Annotated in this window: 17 protein-coding genes and 1 pseudogene; 4 read left to right on the top strand and 14 right to left on the bottom strand. The window is 65.1% G+C overall.

The genetic code is table 11. The features are described 5' to 3' along the window. Positions 1-123: 123 nt before the first annotated feature. The 8 genes from CC207_RS03050 to CC207_RS03015 all read right to left on the bottom strand — a co-directional run bounded on the left by CC207_RS03050 (position 124) and on the right by CC207_RS03015 (position 10465). Complete coding sequence (locus CC207_RS03050; protein WP_028688789.1) at positions 124-489, bottom strand: cupin domain-containing protein; 366 nt, start codon at positions 487-489, stop codon at positions 124-126. A 30-nt stretch (positions 490-519) separates the two neighbouring features. Next, positions 520-1818 (bottom strand): FAD-binding oxidoreductase, encoded by a 1299-nt coding sequence (locus tag CC207_RS03045; RefSeq protein WP_028688790.1) that lies wholly within the window; start codon positions 1816-1818, stop codon positions 520-522. Between the two features lie 267 nt (positions 1819-2085). Beyond that, positions 2086-3243 (bottom strand): cationic peptide resistance protein CprA, encoded by a 1158-nt coding sequence (gene cprA, locus CC207_RS03040; protein ID WP_028688791.1) that lies wholly within the window; start codon positions 3241-3243, stop codon positions 2086-2088. Positions 3244-3613: 370 nt separating this feature from the next. After that, entirely contained in the window at positions 3614-4276 is a 663-nt protein-coding gene (pdeM, locus tag CC207_RS03035) for a ligase-associated DNA damage response endonuclease PdeM (RefSeq protein ID WP_062362229.1), read from the bottom strand. Continuing rightward, on the bottom strand, positions 4273-6870 hold the full coding sequence (locus CC207_RS03030; RefSeq protein ID WP_088851563.1) for a ligase-associated DNA damage response DEXH box helicase: 2598 nt from the start codon (positions 6868-6870) through the stop codon (positions 4273-4275). Before CC207_RS03030 ends, pdeM begins: the two co-directional genes overlap by 4 nt. Next, the gene (locus tag CC207_RS03025) at positions 6870-8516 is read right to left on the bottom strand and encodes an ATP-dependent DNA ligase (protein ID WP_088851562.1); all 1647 of its coding nucleotides are present in this window, start codon (positions 8514-8516) and stop codon (positions 6870-6872) included. Before CC207_RS03025 ends, CC207_RS03030 begins: the two co-directional genes overlap by 1 nt. Beyond that, positions 8513-9526: a ligase-associated DNA damage response exonuclease gene (locus tag CC207_RS03020; protein ID WP_062362238.1), complete on the bottom strand. Its 1014-nt coding sequence runs from the start codon at positions 9524-9526 to the stop codon at positions 8513-8515. The genes CC207_RS03025 and CC207_RS03020 overlap by 4 nt, the downstream gene beginning before the upstream one ends. A gap of 108 nt (positions 9527-9634) precedes the next feature. Further along, positions 9635-10465, bottom strand: coding sequence for an alpha/beta fold hydrolase (locus tag CC207_RS03015; protein ID WP_028688795.1), 831 nt, complete (start codon positions 10463-10465; stop codon positions 9635-9637). A 117-nt stretch (positions 10466-10582) separates the two neighbouring features. On the opposite strand from CC207_RS03015, the gene CC207_RS03010 reads away from it, so the two are divergent. Then, a complete protein-coding gene (locus tag CC207_RS03010; protein WP_036985708.1) occupies positions 10583-11023 on the top strand; it encodes a MerR family transcriptional regulator in 441 nt (146 codons plus the stop codon). A gap of 293 nt (positions 11024-11316) precedes the next feature. Here CC207_RS03010 and CC207_RS03005 read toward each other — a convergent pair whose 3' ends face one another. Then, a complete protein-coding gene (locus CC207_RS03005) occupies positions 11317-12270 on the bottom strand; it encodes an acetoacetate decarboxylase (ADC) (RefSeq protein WP_088851566.1) in 954 nt (317 codons plus the stop codon). A 207-nt stretch (positions 12271-12477) separates the two neighbouring features. Here CC207_RS03005 and CC207_RS03000 point away from each other — a divergent pair, with 207 nt between their 5' ends. The 3 genes from CC207_RS03000 to katB all read left to right on the top strand — a co-directional run bounded on the left by CC207_RS03000 (position 12478) and on the right by katB (position 15884). Next, positions 12478-13704, top strand: a complete 1227-nt coding sequence (locus CC207_RS03000) for an NADH:flavin oxidoreductase/NADH oxidase family protein (protein ID WP_088851561.1) — start codon at positions 12478-12480, stop codon at positions 13702-13704. Between the two features lie 56 nt (positions 13705-13760). Next, complete coding sequence (gene arfB / locus CC207_RS02995; RefSeq protein ID WP_062573989.1) at positions 13761-14174, top strand: alternative ribosome rescue aminoacyl-tRNA hydrolase ArfB; 414 nt, start codon at positions 13761-13763, stop codon at positions 14172-14174. A gap of 168 nt (positions 14175-14342) precedes the next feature. After that, a complete protein-coding gene (katB, locus tag CC207_RS02990; protein WP_028688799.1) occupies positions 14343-15884 on the top strand; it encodes a catalase KatB in 1542 nt (513 codons plus the stop codon). Positions 15885-15989: 105 nt separating this feature from the next. Here the strand turns inward: katB and CC207_RS02985 are convergent. The 5 genes and pseudogenes from CC207_RS02985 to CC207_RS02965 form a co-directional block, all read right to left on the bottom strand. Next, a pseudogene (locus CC207_RS02985) lies at positions 15990-16233 on the bottom strand (MurR/RpiR family transcriptional regulator); the annotation flags it as partial. 246 nt (positions 16234-16479) lie between these two features. Then, entirely contained in the window at positions 16480-17550 is a 1071-nt protein-coding gene (locus CC207_RS02980) for a hypothetical protein (protein WP_028688800.1), read from the bottom strand. Between the two features lie 23 nt (positions 17551-17573). Further along, positions 17574-19394: a hypothetical protein gene (locus tag CC207_RS02975; protein ID WP_088851560.1), complete on the bottom strand. Its 1821-nt coding sequence runs from the start codon at positions 19392-19394 to the stop codon at positions 17574-17576. Positions 19395-19397: 3 nt separating this feature from the next. Next, positions 19398-20690, bottom strand: a complete 1293-nt coding sequence (locus CC207_RS02970) for a hypothetical protein (RefSeq protein WP_088851559.1) — start codon at positions 20688-20690, stop codon at positions 19398-19400. An 18-nt stretch (positions 20691-20708) separates the two neighbouring features. Continuing rightward, entirely contained in the window at positions 20709-21632 is a 924-nt protein-coding gene (locus CC207_RS02965) for a hypothetical protein (protein ID WP_088851558.1), read from the bottom strand. Positions 21633-21679: the final 47 nt, after the last annotated feature.

Here is a 21679-nt window from a genome sequence, read left to right as displayed (position 1 = left end):
GGGCAGGTCACGCAAGGGTTTCTTTTTGGTTGGCATACATGCACCTCTTACTCATGTTATGCCCGAACACAAAATTTCTGACACCCTCCTATCGCGGGGCAAGCCCGCTCCCATAGGGAGGTATCAGGCAATCGCCAGGTAATGCTTCACAAAGGTCTCGCTCAGCACTTCCCACAGCACCGGCGTGCCCTTGGTCACGAACCAGGCATCACCCGCTTTGTAGCGCGTCACCTGACCGGTGGATTCATCGGTCAGCTGGATCTCGCCGGTCACGATCACCGCCTGCTCGCTGAACGGATAGACCATGCGGAACTTGCCTTGGGTGGTGCCGAAGTAGGCGCTGCTGAGCGGATCGGTGGGGGCGCCGTGGGTCATCTTGCCGTAGCACTTGACCTCGCCTTCGAGGATGGTCGAGCCCAGGTCGGCAACGGTGCCCCAGGCGTCGAGTTCGGACAGTTGCACACCCTGGCGGACGGCGGTGAGGGTCATGGTGGTTCTCCTGGTCTTGTTCAAAAGGAATCAACGGCGGCCGTTGAAGAAGCCCGACAGCTGATGCACGGTCTTGCCGGCGGTCAGCAGCAGCGGGCGGATATGGTCCTTGCCGAGGATGCGCGCATGCTTGACCGAGCTGATCAGGTCGTAGCGGCTGGAGCCTTCGCTCATGCCTTCGGCGAGAATCTTGCAGATGATGTGGCTGGGGGTGACGCCAAAGCCCGAATAGCCCTGCACGTAGAAAGCGTTGGGGCGGTTGCTCAGGGTGCCGATCTGCGGGAACAGGTTGGCGCTGGTGGCCATCGGCCCGCCCCAGGCCAGGTCGATGCGCACGTCCTTGAGGTAGGGGAAGATCTTCAGCATCAGGTTGCGGTTCCAGGCCTTCAGGTCCTTCGGGATGTGTTCCACGAACGGGGTGGCGGCGCCGAACAGCAGGCGGTTCTCGCGGGTGACGCGGTAATAGTCGATTACCGGGCGGATGTCGCTGTAGGCGCCGCGAATCGGGCTGATGCGCTGGATGAGTTCGTCCGGCAGTGGCTCGGTCATCAGCTGGAAGGCGTAGGTGTTGACGGTGCGCGCATGCAGCTCGGGTTCGAGCTTGTTGAGGAAGCTGTCACAGGCCCACAGCAGTTTGTTGGCCTTGACCGAGCCGCGCCCGGTGCGCACGGTGATCCGCTCGCCGTAGCGCACCTCCAGGGCCGGGCTGTGTTCGAAGATCCGCGCGCCGTGGCCGGCCAGGGCCTGGGCCTCGCCGAGCAGCAGGTTCAGCGAGTGCACGTGGCCACCACCCATGTGCAGCAGGGCGCTGCTGTAGGCGTCGGAGCCGATGATCTGCTTGACCTCCGAGCCGCCGAGAAAGCGAATCTCGTCCTTGCCGTTGATCGCCTTGAAGTCCTTTTCCCAGGCGCGCAGGGTCTTTTCCTGGCGGGCGTTGAAGCCCATGTAGCCGTAGCCGTGGCAGAAGTCGGCGTCGATCTGGTAGCGGGCGATGCGGTCCTTGATGATGCCGGCGCCCAGTTCGCTGATCTCGAAGATCTCGCGCAGGCCCTTTTCGCCGACACTGCCCTTGATCTTCTCCAGGTCGTGGCCGATGCCGGCCATGATCTGCCCGCCATTGCGACCGGTGCCGCCGAAACCCAGGTAGCGGGCTTCGAGCACGACGACGTTGGTGATGCCTTTCTCCGCCAGTTCCAGGGCGGTGTTGATGCCCGAGAAGCCGCCGCCGATCACCACGACATCGGCCTCGATGTCGCTTTCCAGGGTGGGGAAGCTCAGGTTGTACTTCTTGGTGGCGGTGTAGTACGTGGGCGTTTCGATGTTGATCATGGCGCAGCCTGGACAGTTGGAATTGTTGGACAGCAGGGCTTGCACAAGCGCTGGCGGTTACAGGCATTGAGCACCTAACGACAGGTAGGTGTCTTGCCTGGGGCTGCCAGGGTGTTGCTTCAGGCTGCCAGAAATTCCATCTCGAAAGGCATACGGCGGCAGCATGACCTCCACGGGAGGTGTGGTGATCATGCGCCTCATGAATATGTTAAGTAAATTACCCCCAGCGACTGTTTTCCCTGTAGGAACGGTGAATGGCTTGGGTTCTTACTTGAAATCCCACTGCATCTGCGTGGCGATGCTCACGCCGCTGGACGACCTGACACACACGTCCAGGTAGTCGGTGAAGCGTGGCGGCACGGCGATGCCTTCTTCCAGCAACCGGCTGTTGTCGAACAGGTAGTTGAGGTCAGCAAAACCGCTGTACAGGCGCAGTGCGCGCAGCACCAGGCGCGGGTTGGCCGGGCCGATGCGGGCTTCGAAGCGGCCGGCCAGCGACTTCAGGTCGTCGACATCGACCTTGCGGTAACGCTCGCCCACCGGTTGCGCGCCATTGGCCAGGGCAAAGGCCTGGTCGATCTCGGCGAAGGTGCAGGCCGAACCGTGGCCGGCGGAGATGTGGTACAGGTCATGGCCCAGGCGCGGCTTGAGAGCCAGGCCGATCAGCGCCTCGGCGCAATAGTCGACCGGGATCACGTCGATCTGTTCGTCCAGGCCACAGGTAAAGCTTTCCAGGGCGAAACCCATGCGGAACACCCAGAAGATGCTGCCCGACGCCTGGCAACCGAGGCTGCGATGGCCGACCACGATGGACGGCCGCGCTACCACCAGGGGCAGGGCGGGCAGCGCTTCACGCAGGCGTCGCTCGATCTCCGCCTTCGAGGCGGTGTAGTCCACCAGTTGCTGGGCCGCCTCAGGGAATTCCCAGGATTCGCTGATCGGCGACTCCCGCTGCGGGCCGCAGCACATGGCGGTGCCCACGTGCAGGAAGCGCTTCAGGCGCGTGGAGCGGCTCAGCACCTGGGCGAAGGCGAAGGTGCCCTCGACGTTCACCGGCCAGATGTTGGGGTTCTTCGAGAATGACGCCACGGCGGCGCAGTTGATTACCCGGTCGATCTGCATCAGCCGTGGGGTCTCGCGGGCCAGCCAGGCGGTGTCGAGAAAATCGCCGCAGATGATCTGCGCCTCGCTCAGTGCCAGGCCCTGGCGCTCATCGACGCCGTGTTGGCGCAGGTTGTCGCGCAGGCGCTGCAGGCCCTGGGCCGAGTTGTCAGCGCGGACCAGGAAGCACAGGGCGCTGGCCTGGCCTTCGGCGATCATCCGGGCGGCGACGGCGCCCCCGAGAAAACCTGTGGCGCCGGTCAGCAGGATACGTTCCTGCGTTGCGTTGAACGTGTCGGGCGCGCCGGTGGCTGGGGTGTTCATAGTTTTCCTCGGTAGATGTTTTGCCCGTACTACATGCCATGGAATGGATGTAAAAGTTTTGTGTACGGTGCGGCTGCAACACAATTGCATGGGCGCGCGTCTTTTCTTTTAATTAAAAAGCGCAGACGCTGACATAAAAGATGAAGTGCTCGGTGTAGGGCGAGCACCCCGTTGCCACGCCAGTCGTGGACCAGGGCGGTGACTGATTGTCGGTCCGTTGAAACGTGAATTCAATTAACTGTTGTGCGCGATATTAATGTTTTTAGTGAAATAATTTTAATGGGTGGTTAGCCGATGTAAATCGGTGTTATCAATATGTAAATATATTTAAAGTTGGCGCGCGGTTGACACTTTTTCACACCAAGGTTATTCACGGTGCTTCCCAGATCCCGCCGTCGCCGATGACGAAAACCCGCTGCCCGACAGTTGCCTGCACGGTGAAGCCGCCGGTGAAACTGCCGAATGCTGGCAGCAGGGTCAGGTGTTCGCTCACGCTGAAACAGGGCAGGCGCACCTGCTGTCGGCCCCGGCCACGCAAGCGATACGCAGGATGCACATGGCCCGCCAGCACGTGACGGCCTGGAAACGGCGTCGGCTCGTGCTGCAGGGCGAACGGCCCGAGCAGCAGGGGCTCGGGAACGACCTCGATGCCCAGCTGCGCAGGTGGATCGCCGGCATGTCGGTCATGGTTGCCGCGCACCAGCAGCATCGGCAGTGTGGGATGGCGACCGCGCCATTCGGCCAACGCCGCCAGTGTGCGAGGTGTCCTCCCCGCCGCGCTGTGCAGGAAGTCACCGAGCAGCACCAGCTGTCGACAGGCGAAGCCGCTCAGCAGGGTGTCAAGACGCTGCAGGTTTTCAGCGGTGGTGCCACTGGGCACCGGCTGGCCCAGCGCCCGGTAACCGGCGGCCTTGCCCAGATGAAGGTCGGCGACCAGCAAGGTACGTTGCTCAGGCCACCACACTGCCTTGCCTGCGAGCAGCCAGAGTTCGCTGCCGGCCACCTGTACGACCTGGTGAACGGGGTGGGTCATGGCTCGTTGTTCCGTGCCTGACGTTTCGGCCGGGGTCGGCCATCCTTGTGTCGCCTCTGGGCTGCGGCTCGAGGCTGTGCACATTCCACCCGTGGCGGCGCCAGGGCCGTGCCCGTGCCGCTCGCGTCTCCGGCCGCCTCTTCCAGCTCGGCCACCATGCGCTGGATGCGGTCCGCCAGTTTTTCCGAACTGAGGCCTTCGCGGAACCGCTCCACCAGCAGCGGGAAGGCGAACGGTGTCGCGCGCCGTAGCGGCCTTACCAGCAGGCGCAGTCCGCGCAGGCGCTGCAGCGTCTGGTCCAGGCGCGTTACGTCAAGTTCCTGGCTGAGTACCTCCTGATGCGCCTGGGTGAGCAACAGATTGTCCGGATCGTGCTGTCTGAACACATCGAAGTACAACCCGCTCGAGGCCTGCAGCTGGCGGGCACTCTTGGGCGCACCGGGATAGCCGGTGAACACCAGCCCGGCGACCCGGGCAATTTCGCGAAAGCGTCGTCGTGCCAGCTCGCCGGCGTTAAGGCTGGCGAGCACCTCAGGCAGCAGGTCGTCGCTGGCAAACAAGGCTGGGGTCAGGGCTTCGGCGTAATCAATGGCGCTGGCACAGAGCAGCTCCAGGCCGTAGTCGTTGACCGCGATCGAGAAACTCAGGGGCACATTTCGTGCCAGCCGCCAAGCCAGCAGGCTGGCGAGCCCCAGATGGACCGAGCGTCCGGCGAAGGGGTAGAGGAACAGGTGCCAGCCCTCGCGCGACTTCAACGTTTCCGCCAGCAAGGTGTCCTTGCCGGGCAACGCCGACCAGGCTTTCTGCACCTGCAGCAGGGGGCGCAGCAGCTGCATTTCCGGGCCGTCGTACACGCCCTGATCCGCCGCATCCAGCTTGGCCAGCATGGCATCGGCCAGCTCGCCGGAAAGCGGCATGCGCCCGCCGTTCCAGCGGGGAATGGCGGCTTTGCGGCGGGTTGAGCGACGCACGTAGACCGTCATTTCGCGCACCTCCACCAGTTCCAGGGAGCGACCGGCGAACAGGAACGTATCCCCAGGGCGCAGGCGGGCAATGAAGCCTTCCTCGATGGTGCCCAGCGAGCCGCTGCCGCCTCGGCCCCAGAACTTCACCGTGAGGCTGGCGTCGCTGACGATGGTACCGACGCTCATGCGGTGACGACGCGCCAGCCGCGCGTCGGGTACCTGCCAGAGGCCGCTGGCGTCCGGCTCGGCACGGCGAAAGTCAGGGTAGGCGGTGAGCGAATGGCCGCCGTGGCGGATGAAGGCCAGCGCCCACTGCCACTGGGCGTCGGTCAACGCCCGGTACGACCAGGCTTCGCGCACCTCAGCGAGCAGCTCTTGGGCATGAAACCCATCGCCGAGCGCCATGCTTACCAGGTGCTGGACCAGCACGTCCAGCGGATGTTCGGGCGCCTGGCGCGCCTCGACCTTGCCTTCGGCCACCGCAGTGCGCGCGGCGGCGGCCTCCAGCAGCTCCAGGGCATGGGTCGGTACCAGGGTCGCCCGGGACGCTCGCCCCGGTGCGTGACCGGATCGCCCGGCGCGCTGCATCAGGCGCGCCACGCCCTTGGCCGAGCCGATCTGCAGCACCCGTTCGACCGGCAGGAAATCCACTCCAAGGTCCAGGCTTGAGGTACACACTACCGCTTTCAACTGGCCGAGCTTGAGGGCCTGCTCGACCCAGTCGCGCACCTCGCGCGACAGCGAACCATGGTGCAATGCCAGTAACCCGGCCCAGTCGGGGCGGGCCTCGAGCAGCGCCTGGTACCAGTTTTCCGCCTGCGAGCGCGTGTTGGTGAACACCAGCGTGGTGGCGCTGCCCTCCAGCTCGGCGATGACCTGTCCGAGCATGCGCAGGCCCAGGTGGCCGGCCCAGGGAAAGCGCTCGAACACAGCCGGCAGCAGGGTGTCGATGCGCAGGTCCTTGGCGGTGCGGCCTTGCACCAGCCGGCCGGCGGGCATCAGCACCTGCCGGGCGTGTTGCAAATTGCCGAGCGTGGCCGACAACCCCCAGACCAGCAGGCCAGGTTGCCAGCGGCGCAGACGGGCGAGTGCCAGCTGCAACTGCACACCGCGCTTGTTGCCCAGCAGTTCGTGCCATTCATCGACCACCACCATGCGCAGGCTGGCGAAGGCTTCGCGGGCACTGGCCTGGGTCAGCAGCAGGGTCAGGCTTTCCGGTGTGGTGACCAGGGCGCTGGGCAGTCGCCGTCCCTGACGCGCACGTTCGGCGCTACCGGTATCGCCGGTGCGCAAGCCGACGCGCCAGTCTATTCCGAGCGCATCAAGGGGCGCCTGGAGGGCTTTTGCCGTATCGGCAGCCAGCGCGCGCATCGGCGTGATCCACAGTACCGTCAGCGGGGCCAAGGCTGGTTTCCTGGCCCCACGCGTTGTCAGCGCCGCTGGCTGGACGAAGCGATCCAGCGCGGCGAACCATACCGCGTAGGTCTTGCCGGCACCGGTGGCGGCATGCAGCAGGCCCGACTCGCCCTGATCGACGGCCTGCCAGACCTCCTTCTGGAAGGCGAAGGGTTTCCAGCCTCGCTCGGCGAACCAGGTCGACGAAGGCCGTGGCCGTTTCGCCGTCACCATCAGAGCAGCCCCTGCAGCGTGGCCAAGGTGTCGGCCTGTTCTATGGTCTTGTCGGTGCGCCAGCGCAGCATGCGCGGGAAGCGCACCGCTATGCCGCTCTTGTGGCGCCTGGACAGGGAGATGCCTTCGAAGCCCAGTTCGAACACCAGGGTCGGCGTGACACTGCGCACCGGCCCGAACTTCTCCACGGTGGTCTTGCGAATGATCGCATCGACCTTGCGCATTTCATCGTCGGTGAGGCCGGAATAGGCCTTGGCGAACGGAACCAGGACGCGCTCGCCCGGGGCGCTGTCGTCCCACACCGCGAAGGTGTAGTCGCTGTACAGGCTGGCGCGGCGACCATGGCCACGCTGGGCGTAGATCAGCACCGCATCGACGCTGAACGGGTCGATCTTCCATTTCCACCACACGCCGAGGTCGCGGGTGCGCCCGACGCCGTACAGCGAATCGCGGCGCTTGAGCATCATGCCTTCGACGCCGAGCTGGCGGGAGGACTCGCGCTGACGGGCCAGCGTCAGCCAGTCTTCGCCATCTAGCCTGGGCGACAGGCGCAAATGCGCGTCGCCGACTTCGTCGACGAGTTGTTCCAGCTGTGCCCGACGTTGATCCTGGCTGCGGTTGCGCCAATCCTGGCCTTGCCATTCCAGCAGGTCATAGGCCAGCAGGGCTGCCGGCAACTCCTCTAGCAGCTTCCTGCCGAGCGTCTTGCGGCCGATGCGTTGCTGCAGCAAGGCGAACGGCTGCACGCCGAACCCGTCGCCGGCGGCGTCCTTGCAGATCACCAGTTCGCCATCGAGCACCGTGCCTTCGGGCAGCGCGGCGGCCAGGTTGGCAAACTCGGGAAAACGCTCGGTAATCAGCTCCTCGCCGCGCGACCAGAGCCAGCCACGCCCGTCGCGCTTGATCAGCTGGGCGCGGATACCGTCCCATTTCCATTCCACCAGCCAATCCTGGGCGGGCCCGAGCAAGGCCTCGAACCGCTCGACCGGCTCCTGCAGCGGATGCGCCAGGAAGAACGGGTAGGGCTGGCCGCCACGCTGGGTGTGCTCCTCGTGGGATTCAGGGGCAATCAGGGCCAGGTAGCGCTGCGGCGTCGGCCGGTGCGAAAGGTCGGTATAGCCCACCATGCGCTGCGCCACGCGCTTGGCGTCGACCCCGGCCAGGCTGGCCAGCGCCCGGGTCACCAGCAGTTTCGAGACGCCGACGCGAAACGCGCCGGTGAGCAGCTTCAGGCTGACCATCAGGCCCTGGCGGTCAAGCAGCGCCCAAAGCTGCTGCAGGCGTTCGCCCAGTGCTTGCGGAGGCAGCCCGCGTAGCGGCAGCAACTGCTCCAGCCACCATACCAGGCTGTGCTCCGAAGCCTGAGGCGACTCGGGCAACAGCAGCGAGATGGTTTCGGCCAGGTCGCCGACCGCCTGGTAACTTTCCTCGAACAGCCACTCGGGCAACTGGCAGCGCTGAATGGCCAGCTCGCGCAGCAGACGGGTCGGCACCACTTGCCGCGGGCGTCCGCCGGCCAGGAAGTAAACCGCCCAGGCGGCGTCGGCCGGTGGGGCGCTGGCGAAGTATTGCTGAAGCGCGGCAAGCTTGGCATTGCTCGAAGTCGTGGCGTCGAGCCGGGTGTAGAGGTCGGCGAAGGCTTTCATGGCACCGGCGCCTCCCCAGTGTCGTCTTCCTCGCCGTACTCGGTCTGGAAGGCGCGGGCATCCAAGCCACGTTCACCGAGGTAACGGACCAGCACGTTGACCTGGCCGTGGGTGACCATCACCCGTTCGGCCCCGCTCTGCTCGATGGCCCAGAGCAGGCCGGGCCAGTCGGCATGGTCGGAGAGCACGAAGCCGCGGTCCACGCCGCGCCGCCTCCGGGCGCCGCGCAGCAGCATCCAGCCGCTGGCGAAGCCATCGCTGTAGTCGCCAAACCGTCGCAGCCAGGTGCTGCCGGCGGCCGACGGCGGGGCGAGCACCAATGCCTGGCGCAGCAGCGGATCCCCCCGGGTGGTCGCGGTGGCGGACAAGGTATCGGGCAGGTGTATGCCGGCCTCGCGGTAGACACGGTTCAGCGGTTCGACGGCGCCGTGCACCAGCAGCGGGCCGATACTGGCATCGATGCCATGCAGAACTCGCTGTGCCTTGCCGAAGGCATAGGCGAACAGCACGCTGGCGCGTCCGGCGGCGGCATTGGCGCGCCACCAGGCATCGATGTCGGCGAACAGGCGGGCTTGGGCTTGCCAGCGATAGATCGGCAGGCCGAAGGTCGATTCGCTGATGAAGGTGTGGCAGCGCACCGGCTCGAAGGGCTCGCAGGTACCGTCCGCTTCGACCTTGTAGTCGCCCGAGGCGACCCATACTTCGCCATGGTACTCCAGGCGCACCTGGGCCGAGCCGAGCACATGGCCGGCCGGGTGCAGGCTCAGGGTAACGCCACGGTGCTCCAGGCGGGCGCCGTAGGGCAGGGTCTGCAGGTCGATGTCCTCGCCCAGTCGGGCGCGCAGTATGCCCGCGCCGGGCGCGGCTGCCAGGTAGTGACGATTGCCCCGGTGGGCATGGTCGCCATGGGCATGGGTGATGACCGCCCGGTCCACCGGGCGCCACGGGTCGATGTAGAAATCACCGGGAGGGCAGTAGAGGCCCTCGGGGCGGGCGACGATCAGCTCCATGGCGCACCTTGGCCTTGGGGGTTAAAAGCTCAGAGCGTCGGGAGACGGGACAGGTTCATTCGGGCCAACGTCCGATCTCAGGATCGACGTCGGACGTTGACCCGTCGGTTAGGCGCGGAAGAACGCCAGCAGATCCTGGTTGATGACTTGCGCGTGGGTGGTCGGCATGCCGTGGGGGTAGCCCTTGTAGGTCTTCAGGATGCCCTGGGGCAGCAACTTGGCCGACAGTGGCCCTGAATTGTCGTAGGGCACGATCTGGTCGTCGTCACCATGCATCACCAGCACCGGGACGTTGACTTTCTTCAGCGACTCGGTGAAGTCCGTCTGGGAGAATGCGACAATGCCGTCGTAGTGCGCCTGGGCGCCACCCATCATGCCCTGGCGCCACCAGTTGAGGATCACCCCCTGGTCCGCCTTGGCTCCGGGGCGGTTGTAGCCGTAGAACGGACCCGCCGGAATGTCGTGATAGAACTGCGCCCGGTTGGCCTTGAGCTGGGCCTGCAGGTCATCGAATACCGACTTGGGCAGCCCGCCGGGGTTGCTGTCGGTCTTGACCATCAAGGGAGGAACCGCAGCGATGATCGCGGCCTTGGGCACCTTGTCTTCGGGATGGCGGGCCATGTAGTGGATCACCTCGCCGCCGCCGGTGGAGTGGCCGACATGGATCGCGCCCTCGACGCCCAGGTGCTTGACCACTGCGGCCACATCGTCGGCATAGTGGTCCATGTCGTGGCCATCCCAGACCTGGCTCGAGCGGCCATGGCCACGGCGGTCGTGGGCGACCACGCGATAGCCTTCGGCGACGAAGAACAGCAGCTGGGCGTCCCAGTCATCGGCGCTGAGCGGCCAGCCGTGGTGGAAGAAAATCACCTGGGCGTTACGCGGCCCCCAGTCCTTGTAGAAGATTTCGACACCGTCTTTGCTTGTGACGTATCCCATTGTGCTTCTCCTTTTTCCAGGGTGTGGAGCGGGCAGGCCGGTGACGGTTCACTTGGCCACCGGACAACTCTAGGATTAAAGTGCGCTTGAAGGTCAATACAATTTCAAAGGTGCCGCATGAGAATAGGAGAGCTGGCCAAACTCACAGGGTTGGCTGCGTCGCGTATCCGTTTTTACGAGGCCAGCGGGCTGATCAGCTCGGTCGAACGCAAGGCCAATGGTTATCGCGACTACGACGCCGACGCGGTGTGGGTGCTGGAAATGATCACTAACGCCCAGGCTGCGGGATTCTCGCTGGAGGAAATCCGCCAGCTGCTGCCGGCCAAGGCCAAGGGCTGGCAGCATGACGAACTGCTGGGCGGGCTCAAGCGCAAGGTCGAGGAGATCGAGCGGCTGCAGGAGCGCCTGGCGCGCAACAAGGCGCAGCTGCTGCTGGTGATCGAGGGGATCGAGAGCAAGCCCGAGGGCATGCCTTGCGTGGACAATTCGCAACGGGTGCTGGAGCGGTTGCGCGAGGAGCTCGCCCAGGACAAGGCGCGGCGAGCTACTGACGTGTAGGCGCTCGCCCAGCCCTTTGGGCTGCGCTGTCGCGCAGGGAGCTGTCATCCCTGTGGGAGCAACTGTCTTGCTCAATTTTTAGATGCTGGCGCGATCCTTGTGGGAGCGGCCTTGCGTCGCGAAAGGGCTGCGCAGCAGCCCCGGCAATTTTGATGGTGGCTCAGAACCTGGGGTCGCTGCGCGCCCTTTCGCGACGCAAGGCCGCTCCCACAGGGATAACAGTTCCCTGCGCGACAGCGTAGTCCGCAGGGCTGAGGAATCTCCTACATGAGGCGATCACCGTCAGTTCCGTCTCAGTCGCCCGAGGCCAGCGCCGCCAACGGCTTGGGCGCATACAACGCGCTCTGGAACTCGGGTACGTACTCGTACTTGACCATCCGCCCCAGCCGCAGATCGCGGATATAGCGCGACAGCTCGCCATCCCCCAGCACCAGCTGCGCCGAATCCCCGCTCATGCTCGAGGCATGCAGGGTCTGGCGCGAGGTGGCATAGCCGTAGGCCAGCTGGCCCTGGTGGTCGAGGTTGGTGAAACTGTTGGTCACCAGGCCCGGTTCATCGGACAGCCCGTCGAGCTTCTTCGCCCTGAAGATCACATCCACCTTGCCACTCTGCGCATCGCCAATGTCGTAGATCACAGCCCGCGCATCCTCGCGGCGGTCGATCGCGGTCAGCCACTTGGGCAGGTTGTAGCCCACCACGCCGCGCACCCGCGCCAGCTCGGTATTGACCGGCAGCTTGAGCACATAACCCCAGAAATCCTTGGACATCGACTGGCCGATCAGGGAGAAGGGCCCGAGATTCGCCTTGCCGGGTTTGCTGGTGATGATCGACAGGGCGATCTCGTTGTAGCTGTCGTTGTCGCAGTAGTCATAGGTGTAGGCGGTAAACGCCACCAGCCCGCGCCCCGGCCACACCTGCAACGGCTGCACGTGTTCCAGCACTTCGGCGGGCATCAGGGCGCGCAGGCGGTTCAGGTCGGCGGTATAGACGGCGGTGACGCGGCTGTTCCTGTAGTAGAAGTTCGGCGAATAGGAGGTAAAGCCCATGTCGACCCGGGTCTTTTCCAGGCCCTTGAACCAGCTCAGGTCGATGCCCGGCGCCTCGGCCTGGATCACGGCCAGCGGCGGGTTGGAACGGTAGCGGTCGTACAGCCCGCCCTTGAGCACCGGCACCGAGCGCCCTGCAATGTCGATCTGCGTGGTTTCGGCGTGTTCAGGGAGGCCATTGGCGGCGTGGGCGACGGGCATCAGCAGGGCACTGGCCAAGGCGGTTGCGCTTGCGAGTTTCACGGTGCGGTATCTCCAGGGGTGGGTAGAGGCAGTCGCTGCGCAATCACCCTAACGTTCAACTCAACTTGAGAGTCAATGCTCAAATGTTCGCCAATCCAGGGCTTGACCTTAAAGTTGGCTTCAAGGCTAACGTCTGCGCAACGCCACTTTCTCGAGGTATTGCCGATGGACGTGTTCTCCCCCCTGACCCTGCCCAATGGCGCGGTCGTCCCCAACCGCATCGCCAAGGCCGCCATGGAGGAAAACATGGCCGATGCCGAGCATGCGCCATCGGATCGGCTGATGCGCCTTTACCAGGCCTGGGCGCAGGGTGGCGCCGGACTGCTCATCAGCGGCAACGTCATGGTCGACCAGCGCGCCATGACCGGCCCCGGCGGCGTGGTGCTGGAGGATGACCGGCACTTGGAGCGTTTTCGCCAGTGGGCCGCCGTTGGCCGCTCTAAGGGGGCGCAGTTCTGGTTGCAGATCAACCACCCCGGCCGGCAGATGCCGGCGAGCCTCGGGCAGCAGACCTGGGCCCCCTCGGCCGTGGCGTTGGACCTGGGCAACATGTCCAGGCATTTCGCCACCCCGCGGGCGATGCTCCCGGAGATGATCGACGAGGTGATCCGGCGCTTCGCCAACTCCGCACGGCTTGCCGAGCAGGCCGGCTTCAGCGGCGTGCAAATCCACGCGGCCCATGGCTACCTGCTCAGCCAGTTCCTTTCGCCGTTGAGCAACCAGCGCACCGACCAGTGGGGCGGCTCCCTGGACAACCGCGCGCGGCTGCTTCTGGAGATCGTCAAGGCGGTGCGCGCGGTGGTGTCGCCGGGCTTTGCCGTGGCGGTCAAGCTCAACTCGGCGGACTTCCAGCGCGGCGGCTTCAGTGCTGACGATGCCCGGCAGGTGGTGCGCCTGCTCAATGAGCTGGCGGTCGACCTGGTGGAGCTGTCCGGTGGCAGCTACGAGGCGCCGGCGATGCAGGGCCAGGCCCGGGATGGCCGCACGCTTGCGCGTGAAGCTTACTTCCTGGAGTTCGCCCGGGACATCCGCACGGTGGCGAAGATGCCGGTAATGGTCACCGGCGGTATTCGCCGTCGACCGGTTGCCGAGCAGGTGATGCAGAGCGGCGTCGAGATGGTCGGCATCGGCACCGCCCTGGCCATCGCGCCGGCCTTGCCCCGTGCGTGGCAGGCGGGGCAGGTGGTGGTGCCGGAACTGCGCCCGATCACCTGGAAGAACAAGGCGCTGGCTTCGCTGGGCAACATGGCCATGGTCAAGTTCCAGCTGCGCAGGCTGAGCGAGGCCAAGGCGCCCGAACCCGGGGTTTCGCCTTGGTGGGCACTGCTGCGCCAGCAATGGACCGATGCCATTCGCGCCAGGCAGTACCGGCGGCGCATGGCACAGGCCTGACACCCCAGGGCGCCAAGGAGATGCGATAATGGCCGCGCTATCACTAGAGGCGCACCATGCTGACCATCTCCAACAACGTGCATCTGCCGGATGCCGAGATCGAACTGACCTACATCCGCGCCCAGGGCGCCGGCGGGCAGAACGTCAACAAGGTCTCCAGCGCCGTGCACCTGCGCTTCGACATTCCGGCCTCGTCGCTGCCCGCGTTCTACAAGGAGCGGCTGCTGGCGCTGCGCGACAGCCGCATTACCGGTGACGGCGTGCTGATCATCAAGGCCCAGCAGTACCGTACCCAGGAACAGAACCGCATGGACGCGCTGGAGCGTCTGGCCGAGCTGATCATCGGTGCCGGCAAGGTCGAGAAGAAGCGCCGGCCGACCAAGCCGACCCTCGGTTCGAAGACCCGCCGCCTCGATTCGAAGTCCAGGCGCGGCACGATCAAGGCGGGGCGCGGCAAGGTGGACTTCTAGCGAACTTGGCCAGGCCTGCTTTGCCTGCCTATAGCATTCACGAATAAAAAACAGGATTGAAATTACCCATTGCCCTGATGAGCAGGATCAATTTAGTGATCGGTGACAGGCTCCTTACCCTTTTCGAGGCGCATCAAGACGCCTGAAAAGAACCCTTAGGAGTACCCCATGATCCCTTTGCTCAAGCTGTTCCAACCCGGTCGCCTGCTGGTGGCGGGCAGCCTCGCCGCCAGTCTGCTGTCGCTGTCCGTGCAGGCCGCCACCCTGACCCGTGACAACGGCGCGCCGGTGGGCGACAACCAGAATTCGCAGACCGCCGGCCCCAACGGCTCGGTGCTGCTGCAGGACGTGCAGCTGCTGCAGAAGCTGCAGCGTTTCGACCGTGAGCGCATTCCCGAGCGCGTGGTGCATGCTCGCGGCACCGGCGCCCATGGCCAGTTCACCGCCAGTGCCGACATCAGCGACCTGAGCATGGCCAAGGTGTTCCGCCCCGGCGAGAAGACCCCGGTGTTCGTGCGCTTTTCCTCGGTGGTGCACGGCAACCACTCGCCGGAAACCCTGCGTGACCCGCGCGGCTTCGCCACCAAGTTCTACACCGCCGACGGCAATTGGGATCTGGTCGGCAACAACTTCCCGACCTTCTTCATCCGTGACGCGATCAAGTTCCCGGACATGGTCCACGCCTTCAAGCCGGACCCGCGTAACAACCTCGATGACGATTCGCGCCGCTTCGACTTCTTCTCCCATGTACCGGAAGCCACCCGCACCCTGACCCTGCTGTACTCCAACGAAGGCACGCCGGCCAGCTACCGCGAGATGGACGGCAACAGCGTGCACGCCTACAAGCTGGTCAACGCCAAGGGCCAGGTGCACTACGTCAAGTTCCACTGGAAGAGCCTGCAAGGGCAGAAGAACCTCGACCCGAAACAGGTCGCCGAGGTCCAGAGTCGCGACTACAGCCATATGACCCACGACCTGGTCAGTGCGATCAACCAGGGCAAGCTGCCGAAATGGGACCTGTACATCCAGGTGCTCAAGCCCGAGGAGCTGGCCAAGTTCGACTTCGACCCGCTGGACGCGACCAAGATCTGGCCCGACGTGCCGGAGCGCAAGATCGGCCAGATGGTGCTCGACCGCAACGTCGACAACTTCTTCCAGGAGACTGAGCAGGTGGCCATGGCGCCGTCGAACCTGGTGCCGGGCATCGAGCCATCCGAGGATCGCCTGCTCCAGGGGCGCCTGTTCGCCTACGCCGATACCCAGATGTACCGTATCGGCGCCAATGGCCTGAGCCTGCCGGTGAACCGCCCGCGTGCCGAGGTCAACACCGTCAACCAGGATGGCGCGATGAACGCCGGGCACACCGACAGCGGCGTGAACTACCAGCCGAGCCGCCGCCAGCCGCGTGACGAGCAGGCCGACGCGCGTTACGTGCAGACCCCGCTGAGCGGCAGCACCCAGCAGGCGAAGATCCAGCGCGAGCAGAACTTCAAGCAGGCGGGCGAGCTGTTCCGTTCCTACGGCAAGAAGGACCAGACCGACCTGATCAACAGCCTCGGCCAGGCACTGGCGACGGCGGACGAGCAGAGCCGCTACATCATGCTGTCGTTCTTCTACAAGGCGGATGCGGACTACGGGGCTGGCCTGGCCAAGGTGGCCAAGGCCGACCTCGAGCGGGTCCGGGAGTTGGCGGCGAAGCTCAAGGACTGAACGGCCATTGCTGCGCAGGTCCTTTGATTTGAAGCTGCAAAAACGGATGTATCGGGCTAACCGGTACGTCCGCTCCCGCACGACGACCATGCTGCCCGGCGCGGCTTACTTTCTGGTGAACTTGTCGCCTGGCACATGCAAATACGACAGCACGCTTTCAGTGAGGTTGGTGGCCAGTTTCACCGCCTCCTTGTTGCGCGCCATGACCCCGGCCACCAGGCCTTAGCGGCGAGGCCGGGGAGTCGGCGATGGCCAGCAGCACGTCCGGTCCGGTGATCGCGGCCAGGCGGTAGGCGGCGTTCACATTGCCGCCTTCAATGCTGATGGCGCAGGTGTTCTTGCAGAATGGATTGTGTACTACGTGCCATGTATGAAAGCACTTTTGATCATATATTTCAGGCCTGAGTGCAGGTTTTGTACGATATTTTCGCTAAATAGTATGATTTAAAAGCGCTCCGTCTTCCCGGCGCATGGTGCACGTGCATGCTCGACGTCGAACGCTTTCGTGCGGTGCGTCACTGAGGCTCGAAGATCACATGGCACCGTATCTCAGGCTCAGGATGGAGCCTGAGATACAGCGGTCAATCGGCCGCGGTCAGGAGGCCGATGCAGCCACTTGCAACTGCACCCGCCGAAGCCTGCCAGTCAACGGCACCACCTCGCCTCCCGGTGTCGGCAGTGCCCGCCCCACCAGCCCCATGCCTTCGCTCACCAGCACAGCATCCTTTACCAGGCACAAGTTGGAAGGGGTGTCCAGGTCACGGGCTAGCACGGTCACCTGCTGCGTTTGCAGATTGCAATGCAGGAGCCGCCCGCTGAAACGGGTAAAACCGCCATGCCGCGGCTCGCCTTGCCAGTCGGGCGTCAAGGGTTGCTGCAGGCTGTCGCAGAGCTCCAGCACCAGCAGGTTGCCGTCGCGGTCCAACGCCAGGCCGGTGGGCAGCTGCAGGCCAGCGATCACGATGTCGATCCGGCCACTGTCCGGCCAAACCCGGATCACCTGGCCTGCCTTGTCGGCGAAGTCGATGCCCCGGCGACCTGGATCATCGTGCAGCTCGCCGGAGAACAGGCTGATCAGCACCGCGTCGGTGGCCGGCTCGTACACCAGCGTGACAGGCACGGCCTCCTGGCCTTGGTCCAGTTCGGGCAATGCCACCAGCACATGCTCCTGCTGGCCGTCGGCGAACTCCACCAGCTGGTTGCTGTCGGGCTTCACCGCCAGCCAGCTGCGACGGGTCGGGTGGTAGCACAGCGCATTGAGGTTGCCGTGGCTGTGAAACACCGGCTCGGGCGGCGTGAACCGCAGGTCCAGCAGCCGCGAGCCGCCGACGTAGTCGGTCTGGCTGGCCAGGCAACGGCCATCACCGCAGGCGATGTCAGACAGGCCCATGATTTCGTCGCGCCACATGCGTGCCTGCATGTTCATGGCGCGAAAGCCTTGGGCCACGGTTTCCCGGGGCAGGTAGGCGCCGGGGGCGCGCGGGTCCGGTCGCAGCCGGCTGATGCGGCCGCTGAAGGCCTGTGCGGCCAGGCCCGAGCCGGCTTCTGCCAGCAGCAGGCTGCCATCGGCCTGCAGGCAGACGCCGCGGGGGTTGAGCAGGCCCTCGGCGATGAACGTGCTGGACCGCAGGGTTTCCTCAGGATGTATCGGGACAAGCACAGGCATGGGAGCTCTCCGTGAACAATAGGTCAGTGCGGCTGCTGTGGCGGCTGCCAAGGCTCACCGGTCAGATAGGCACGCAGCAGCGCCCGCTGGCTGGGCGACATCGAGCGCACCACCGGCATGAACAGCGTGGTGTTCTTGTAGGCGTCCGCGGTGCGGGCGAGGATCGGCGCCTTGGCGGCCATGATCGCGTCGGGCTGGTTCAGCGGGACGTAGCGGGACATGGCGGGGAAGGCCAGGTAGTGGAACCGCAGCACGTTGGGGTACACCTGCTGCCAGGTGACACGGCTACCCCTGGGGATGCCGAAGTCGGTCTGGGCGAATTTGCGGAAATTGGTGAAGTAGCCGCCGGCGGCCAGGCCGTTGACGCTGTAGCTCAGGGCGACGAAACCGGCCTGCCCAGCGGTGCCGGGCCTGACCTTGACGGGCACGCTGACCGTGAGCTGGCCGGGATTGACGGGCAGCGAGTCGGGAACATCGAGGAAGTCCCAGTTCTGCGGCGAGCCGTATGACGGGCCCGAGGGCGCGGTGCCAAGGTTGATCTTGCAGGGCGTGGTCACCGGACCGCCCAGGTAGCGGACCTGCAACGTGATCGACAGGCCATTGGGGTAGTCCTCGGTGTAGACATTGCGCTGGTCGGCGTAGACCCGATAGACCGACTCGCACGCATGCAGCAGGGTCCCGGCGACCGCGCCGGGCGCATCGACGTGCAGGACCGAGGATTTCGCTGCCTGTTGCTGGCTGGGGTTGAGCGGCAGGTCGACGATACCGCCATACACGTAGTAGTTGAACAGCGGATTGCTGTTCGGGTCGAGGGTGGCCAAGGGAACCGCGCCGGCGGTCAGGGTGACCGGCCCGTAGTTGGCGTTGGGCCCAATGGGGCTGGTGATGTCATCGCGCACGGCCCTGAAGGTCTGCTTCGGAATCAGGTTGACCATGTCGATGCTCAGCAGGCCATTGCCGCCCAGCTCGGCATAGGCCGTACTGCCGGTGCTCTGGTTCACCAGCTGGCGACCGGGCTGGCAATTGAGCGGTTCATTGGCGAAGGCCGGGGCCAGGGTGCCGATGACCCGCCCGATGCTCGGGTTGGGGGTATAGCGACCGGCGGCATAGTCGGCGTCCAGTTGCGCGGTGGTCATGGCCGGGCACATCTCGAACATCACGAAGCGCAGCACGATCCCGGTTGCTCCGGGCGCCTGGATGATCGCCCGCAGGCCCGGGCTGTTGCGGTTCCAGCTGACGATGCTGGTGAGCGGGAAGGTCAGCTGAAAGGTTCCGCTCAGGCGGAACGAGCCTGGTGCATCCATGGACGTGGGCAGCAGCACGCGCTTCTTCACATCCAGGCTGCTGCAGACGGTGTTGCCGTGGATCAGCAGCTGGATATTGCTGCTGGCGCCGATCTGCAGGCCACCGACGAATATCTGCGTGGTGGTGGTCGAGGTCGGGTCCAGATCCACCATCATCGGCCCGGAGACCGGCGCCTGCCCGGTCACCGGGTCCACCGAGCCGAGCAGGTACACCGGCTGCCCCACCAGGTCGCCGGTGGTGCCGACATTGCCCGGGCTGCCCTGGGAGCTGATCAAGGTGTTCTGCAGGTCGACGACATGCTGCCCGTAGTGGTTCCAGCCGCCGGCGGTGTAGTAATCACCCGTCGGCGCATTGAGCATCGCGTTCAACTGATCGTCGGTGAAGGACTGGGCACCCGGGGCCAGGGTCGAGGTGGTCAGGTCGAAGATCGGCCACTCATCGTTGCCCTCGTAGGGAATGGTGGGCGAGTTGTTCGGCAGGCTGACATCGGTACGGATGCCACCCCAGAAGTTCAGGCGCGGGCCATTCAGGATGCTCATGGTTCAATCCTCGTCCTTGATGGGTTTGCCCAGGGGGGAATGGGCGAATTTGAACAGGTAGGAGTAGTCGGACTTGTAGGGGCTCTTCACCGGCGTCGCCATGGAGTGGCAGTTCATGCAGCTGCTGTTGGGCTGGATGTAGCTTTCCATGGTGACGTTGGCCGACAACGCGGGCGTCGGCTGGCCCAGCGGGTTGCCGGGGTTGTCGGGCATCAGCGGACGCTGGGTGGTGATCAGCTGGTAGTACTTCAGCACGCTGCGTTGCAGCCCTGGAGCGGCGCGGTAGCTGGCGTTGACCTGCTGGGTGACGTCGGCGATCGGGGTGACCCGGTTCAGCGGGTTCGGGGTCTTGAAGGTGGTGCCGGGACGGGGCACGCAGACCAGTTGCGTACCCTGGGTTTGCCAGTTGCAGGGCGACTGGTTGAGGCTGGCGGCGGGCGCTGCGGGGTTGAAGTAGGCGTAGGCGGTGCCAGGCACCGGCTGGTCGACCCACTGGCCGTTCACCAGCGCCTTGGGCGGCACGTTGTCGACCTGCTCGAAGGTCGACCAGATCCACTGCGGATAACCCTTGGCCTTGGTGATGACGTGCAGGCCCACCAGCCCGAGGAAGGCCTCGGTGACCCCGTTGCGCCGGCCCTGGTTGTCGAAAGTGGCGATCCGCGCCAGCATGGTCAGGTAGCGGCTGGCGTTGTCCCGGGGCCCGAGAATGCGCCAGCTCGACTTGATCTCGATGACCCCGTAGGGGAACTGGATGGTGCGCGCCCGGGAGACGATATCGGCGTTATAGAAGCGGTTGCCGACGATGTAGTTGTAGGACGCCTCGTTGGCCGAGATGTCGTAGTAGGTCGGGTTGCCGGCCTGGTCGATCAGCCAGCCGCCGACGGCCTGGTCGATGGCGTTGACCAGCGAGCTGTTCTTCAGCGCGGCGATGTTGATGATGCCCAGGCTTCGAGGGCCCAGCGGGCTGTTCCAGGGGCCGGGATCGGCCCCTCCCGGCAGGAAGATCTCGTCGACGGTCTTGTAGGTCTGCCAGACGGTGTAGCCGGCGTCCCCGGGTTGCCGGGTGCAGTCCGGATTGCCGCGTCGGCGGTCCTGGGCGGGCCAGTTCAGGGCAATGAACAGTTGCCAGCTGTACTGGTCGAACTGCGCCTGGCCGGCCGTGGGGGCCGGCGCATTGGCCGGTGGCTGGCAGTTGAGCTGGGTGGCCAGGGGCGCTGGCAAGGCCTGTTCCCTGGCCAGCGCCGGCAGGCAGGCCAGGCCCAGCAGCAGCACGGAAAAACGCATCATCGGTTTCATGGCGATCCCTCGCATGGCTCAAGGTTTGCGTTGCATCAGCTGGTTCCACTGCGCCTTGTGGCCGTTGCTTTGCGCGGCGGGTGGCTCGAACAGCTGGCAGGGCGGCGGGTTTGCCGGGCACATGGCGCCGACACGCGCCCAGGTCTGGGCCGGGTCGGGCTTGACCATGCGAAAACCGGTGTAGTTCTGGCTGACGATCGGCGCATTGGCGACGCTGGCGTCGCCGGAAAAGTAGAACGACTGCGGTTGCCGGTAGGGCGGTTGTCCCGAGGCTTTGCGGTAGAAGGCATAACCGAACAGGATCGGCCCCTGGGGCGAGTCCAGGTCCAGGGCGTAGGCCTGCACGCTGGCGCCCAGGTGCTGGCTGCGCGCGGCGCTGTAGGGCAGGTGCTTGATGAAGTCCTGGCGCGGCGGATGGTTCATCGGCGAGAACAGGCAGCAGGCCGGCATGTCCTTGGGACGGTCCTGCGGGTAGGTCAGGAAGTACGCCTTGTTGCCCAGCGAGATGAACGAGCAGGTGTAATTGTTGTTGCGGATAGGGAAGATCGGCAGGCAGTACTTCTCGTAGTGCTCCATCATGGCGCCGAAGCCGTCGCCGTCCGGCGGAATGTAGGTGGTGTCGTAGTAGCTGGTGCCGCGAGAGACCGTGTAGTCCGCCGGACTCAGGGTGGCGGGCGGGTTGCTGTAGGGCGGCGGGTTGTTCTGGTAGTTGCGCATGACCCGGTACATGGTCCAGTCGCTGATCCAGTACGCCGGAAAGAACGGATCGGACGGGTCGCTCGGTGCGCGCTTGGCGATGCAATTGCCGTTGCTCGCATCGCAGCCCAGAGAGTTGTGCACCCCCATGGTGAAGTAGACGGCGCTGTCGTCCGCCTGGGCGACCAGCGCAGGGCACAGCAGCAGGATCAGCAGCAACAGTCGGTCGAGGATGCGCTTGTTCATTGGACACTCCTGTGAAGTATGCCGGGTGACAGCCCCGTCACCCGGCG

The organism is Pseudomonas sp. DrBHI1, assembly GCF_002205115.1.
Lineage (GTDB): Bacteria > Pseudomonadota > Gammaproteobacteria > Pseudomonadales > Pseudomonadaceae > Aquipseudomonas > Aquipseudomonas mosselii.
This window is presented reverse-complemented; position numbering and strand designations above follow the sequence as displayed.

Coding starts and splice junctions, on each gene's coding strand:
- CC207_RS03050 (WP_028688789.1), bottom strand. CDS start 489: ATGACCCTCACCGCCGTCCGCCAGGGTGTGCAACTGTCCGAACTCGAC.
- CC207_RS03045 (WP_028688790.1), bottom strand. CDS start 1,818: ATGATCAACATCGAAACGCCCACGTACTACACCGCCACCAAGAAGTAC.
- cprA (WP_028688791.1), bottom strand. CDS start 3,243: ATGAACACCCCAGCCACCGGCGCGCCCGACACGTTCAACGCAACGCAG.
- pdeM (WP_062362229.1), bottom strand. CDS start 4,276: ATGACCCACCCCGTTCACCAGGTCGTACAGGTGGCCGGCAGCGAACTC.
- CC207_RS03030 (WP_088851563.1), bottom strand. CDS start 6,870: ATGGTGACGGCGAAACGGCCACGGCCTTCGTCGACCTGGTTCGCCGAG.
- CC207_RS03025 (WP_088851562.1), bottom strand. CDS start 8,516: ATGAAAGCCTTCGCCGACCTCTACACCCGGCTCGACGCCACGACTTCG.
- CC207_RS03020 (WP_062362238.1), bottom strand. CDS start 9,526: ATGGAGCTGATCGTCGCCCGCCCCGAGGGCCTCTACTGCCCTCCCGGT.
- CC207_RS03015 (WP_028688795.1), bottom strand. CDS start 10,465: ATGGGATACGTCACAAGCAAAGACGGTGTCGAAATCTTCTACAAGGAC.
- CC207_RS03010 (WP_036985708.1), top strand. CDS start 10,583: ATGAGAATAGGAGAGCTGGCCAAACTCACAGGGTTGGCTGCGTCGCGT.
- CC207_RS03005 (WP_088851566.1), bottom strand. CDS start 12,270: ATGCCCGTCGCCCACGCCGCCAATGGCCTCCCTGAACACGCCGAAACC.
- CC207_RS03000 (WP_088851561.1), top strand. CDS start 12,478: ATGGACGTGTTCTCCCCCCTGACCCTGCCCAATGGCGCGGTCGTCCCC.
- arfB (WP_062573989.1), top strand. CDS start 13,761: ATGCTGACCATCTCCAACAACGTGCATCTGCCGGATGCCGAGATCGAA.
- katB (WP_028688799.1), top strand. CDS start 14,343: ATGATCCCTTTGCTCAAGCTGTTCCAACCCGGTCGCCTGCTGGTGGCG.
- CC207_RS02980 (WP_028688800.1), bottom strand. CDS start 17,550: ATGCCTGTGCTTGTCCCGATACATCCTGAGGAAACCCTGCGGTCCAGC.
- CC207_RS02975 (WP_088851560.1), bottom strand. CDS start 19,394: ATGAGCATCCTGAATGGCCCGCGCCTGAACTTCTGGGGTGGCATCCGT.
- CC207_RS02970 (WP_088851559.1), bottom strand. CDS start 20,690: ATGAAACCGATGATGCGTTTTTCCGTGCTGCTGCTGGGCCTGGCCTGC.
- CC207_RS02965 (WP_088851558.1), bottom strand. CDS start 21,632: ATGAACAAGCGCATCCTCGACCGACTGTTGCTGCTGATCCTGCTGCTG.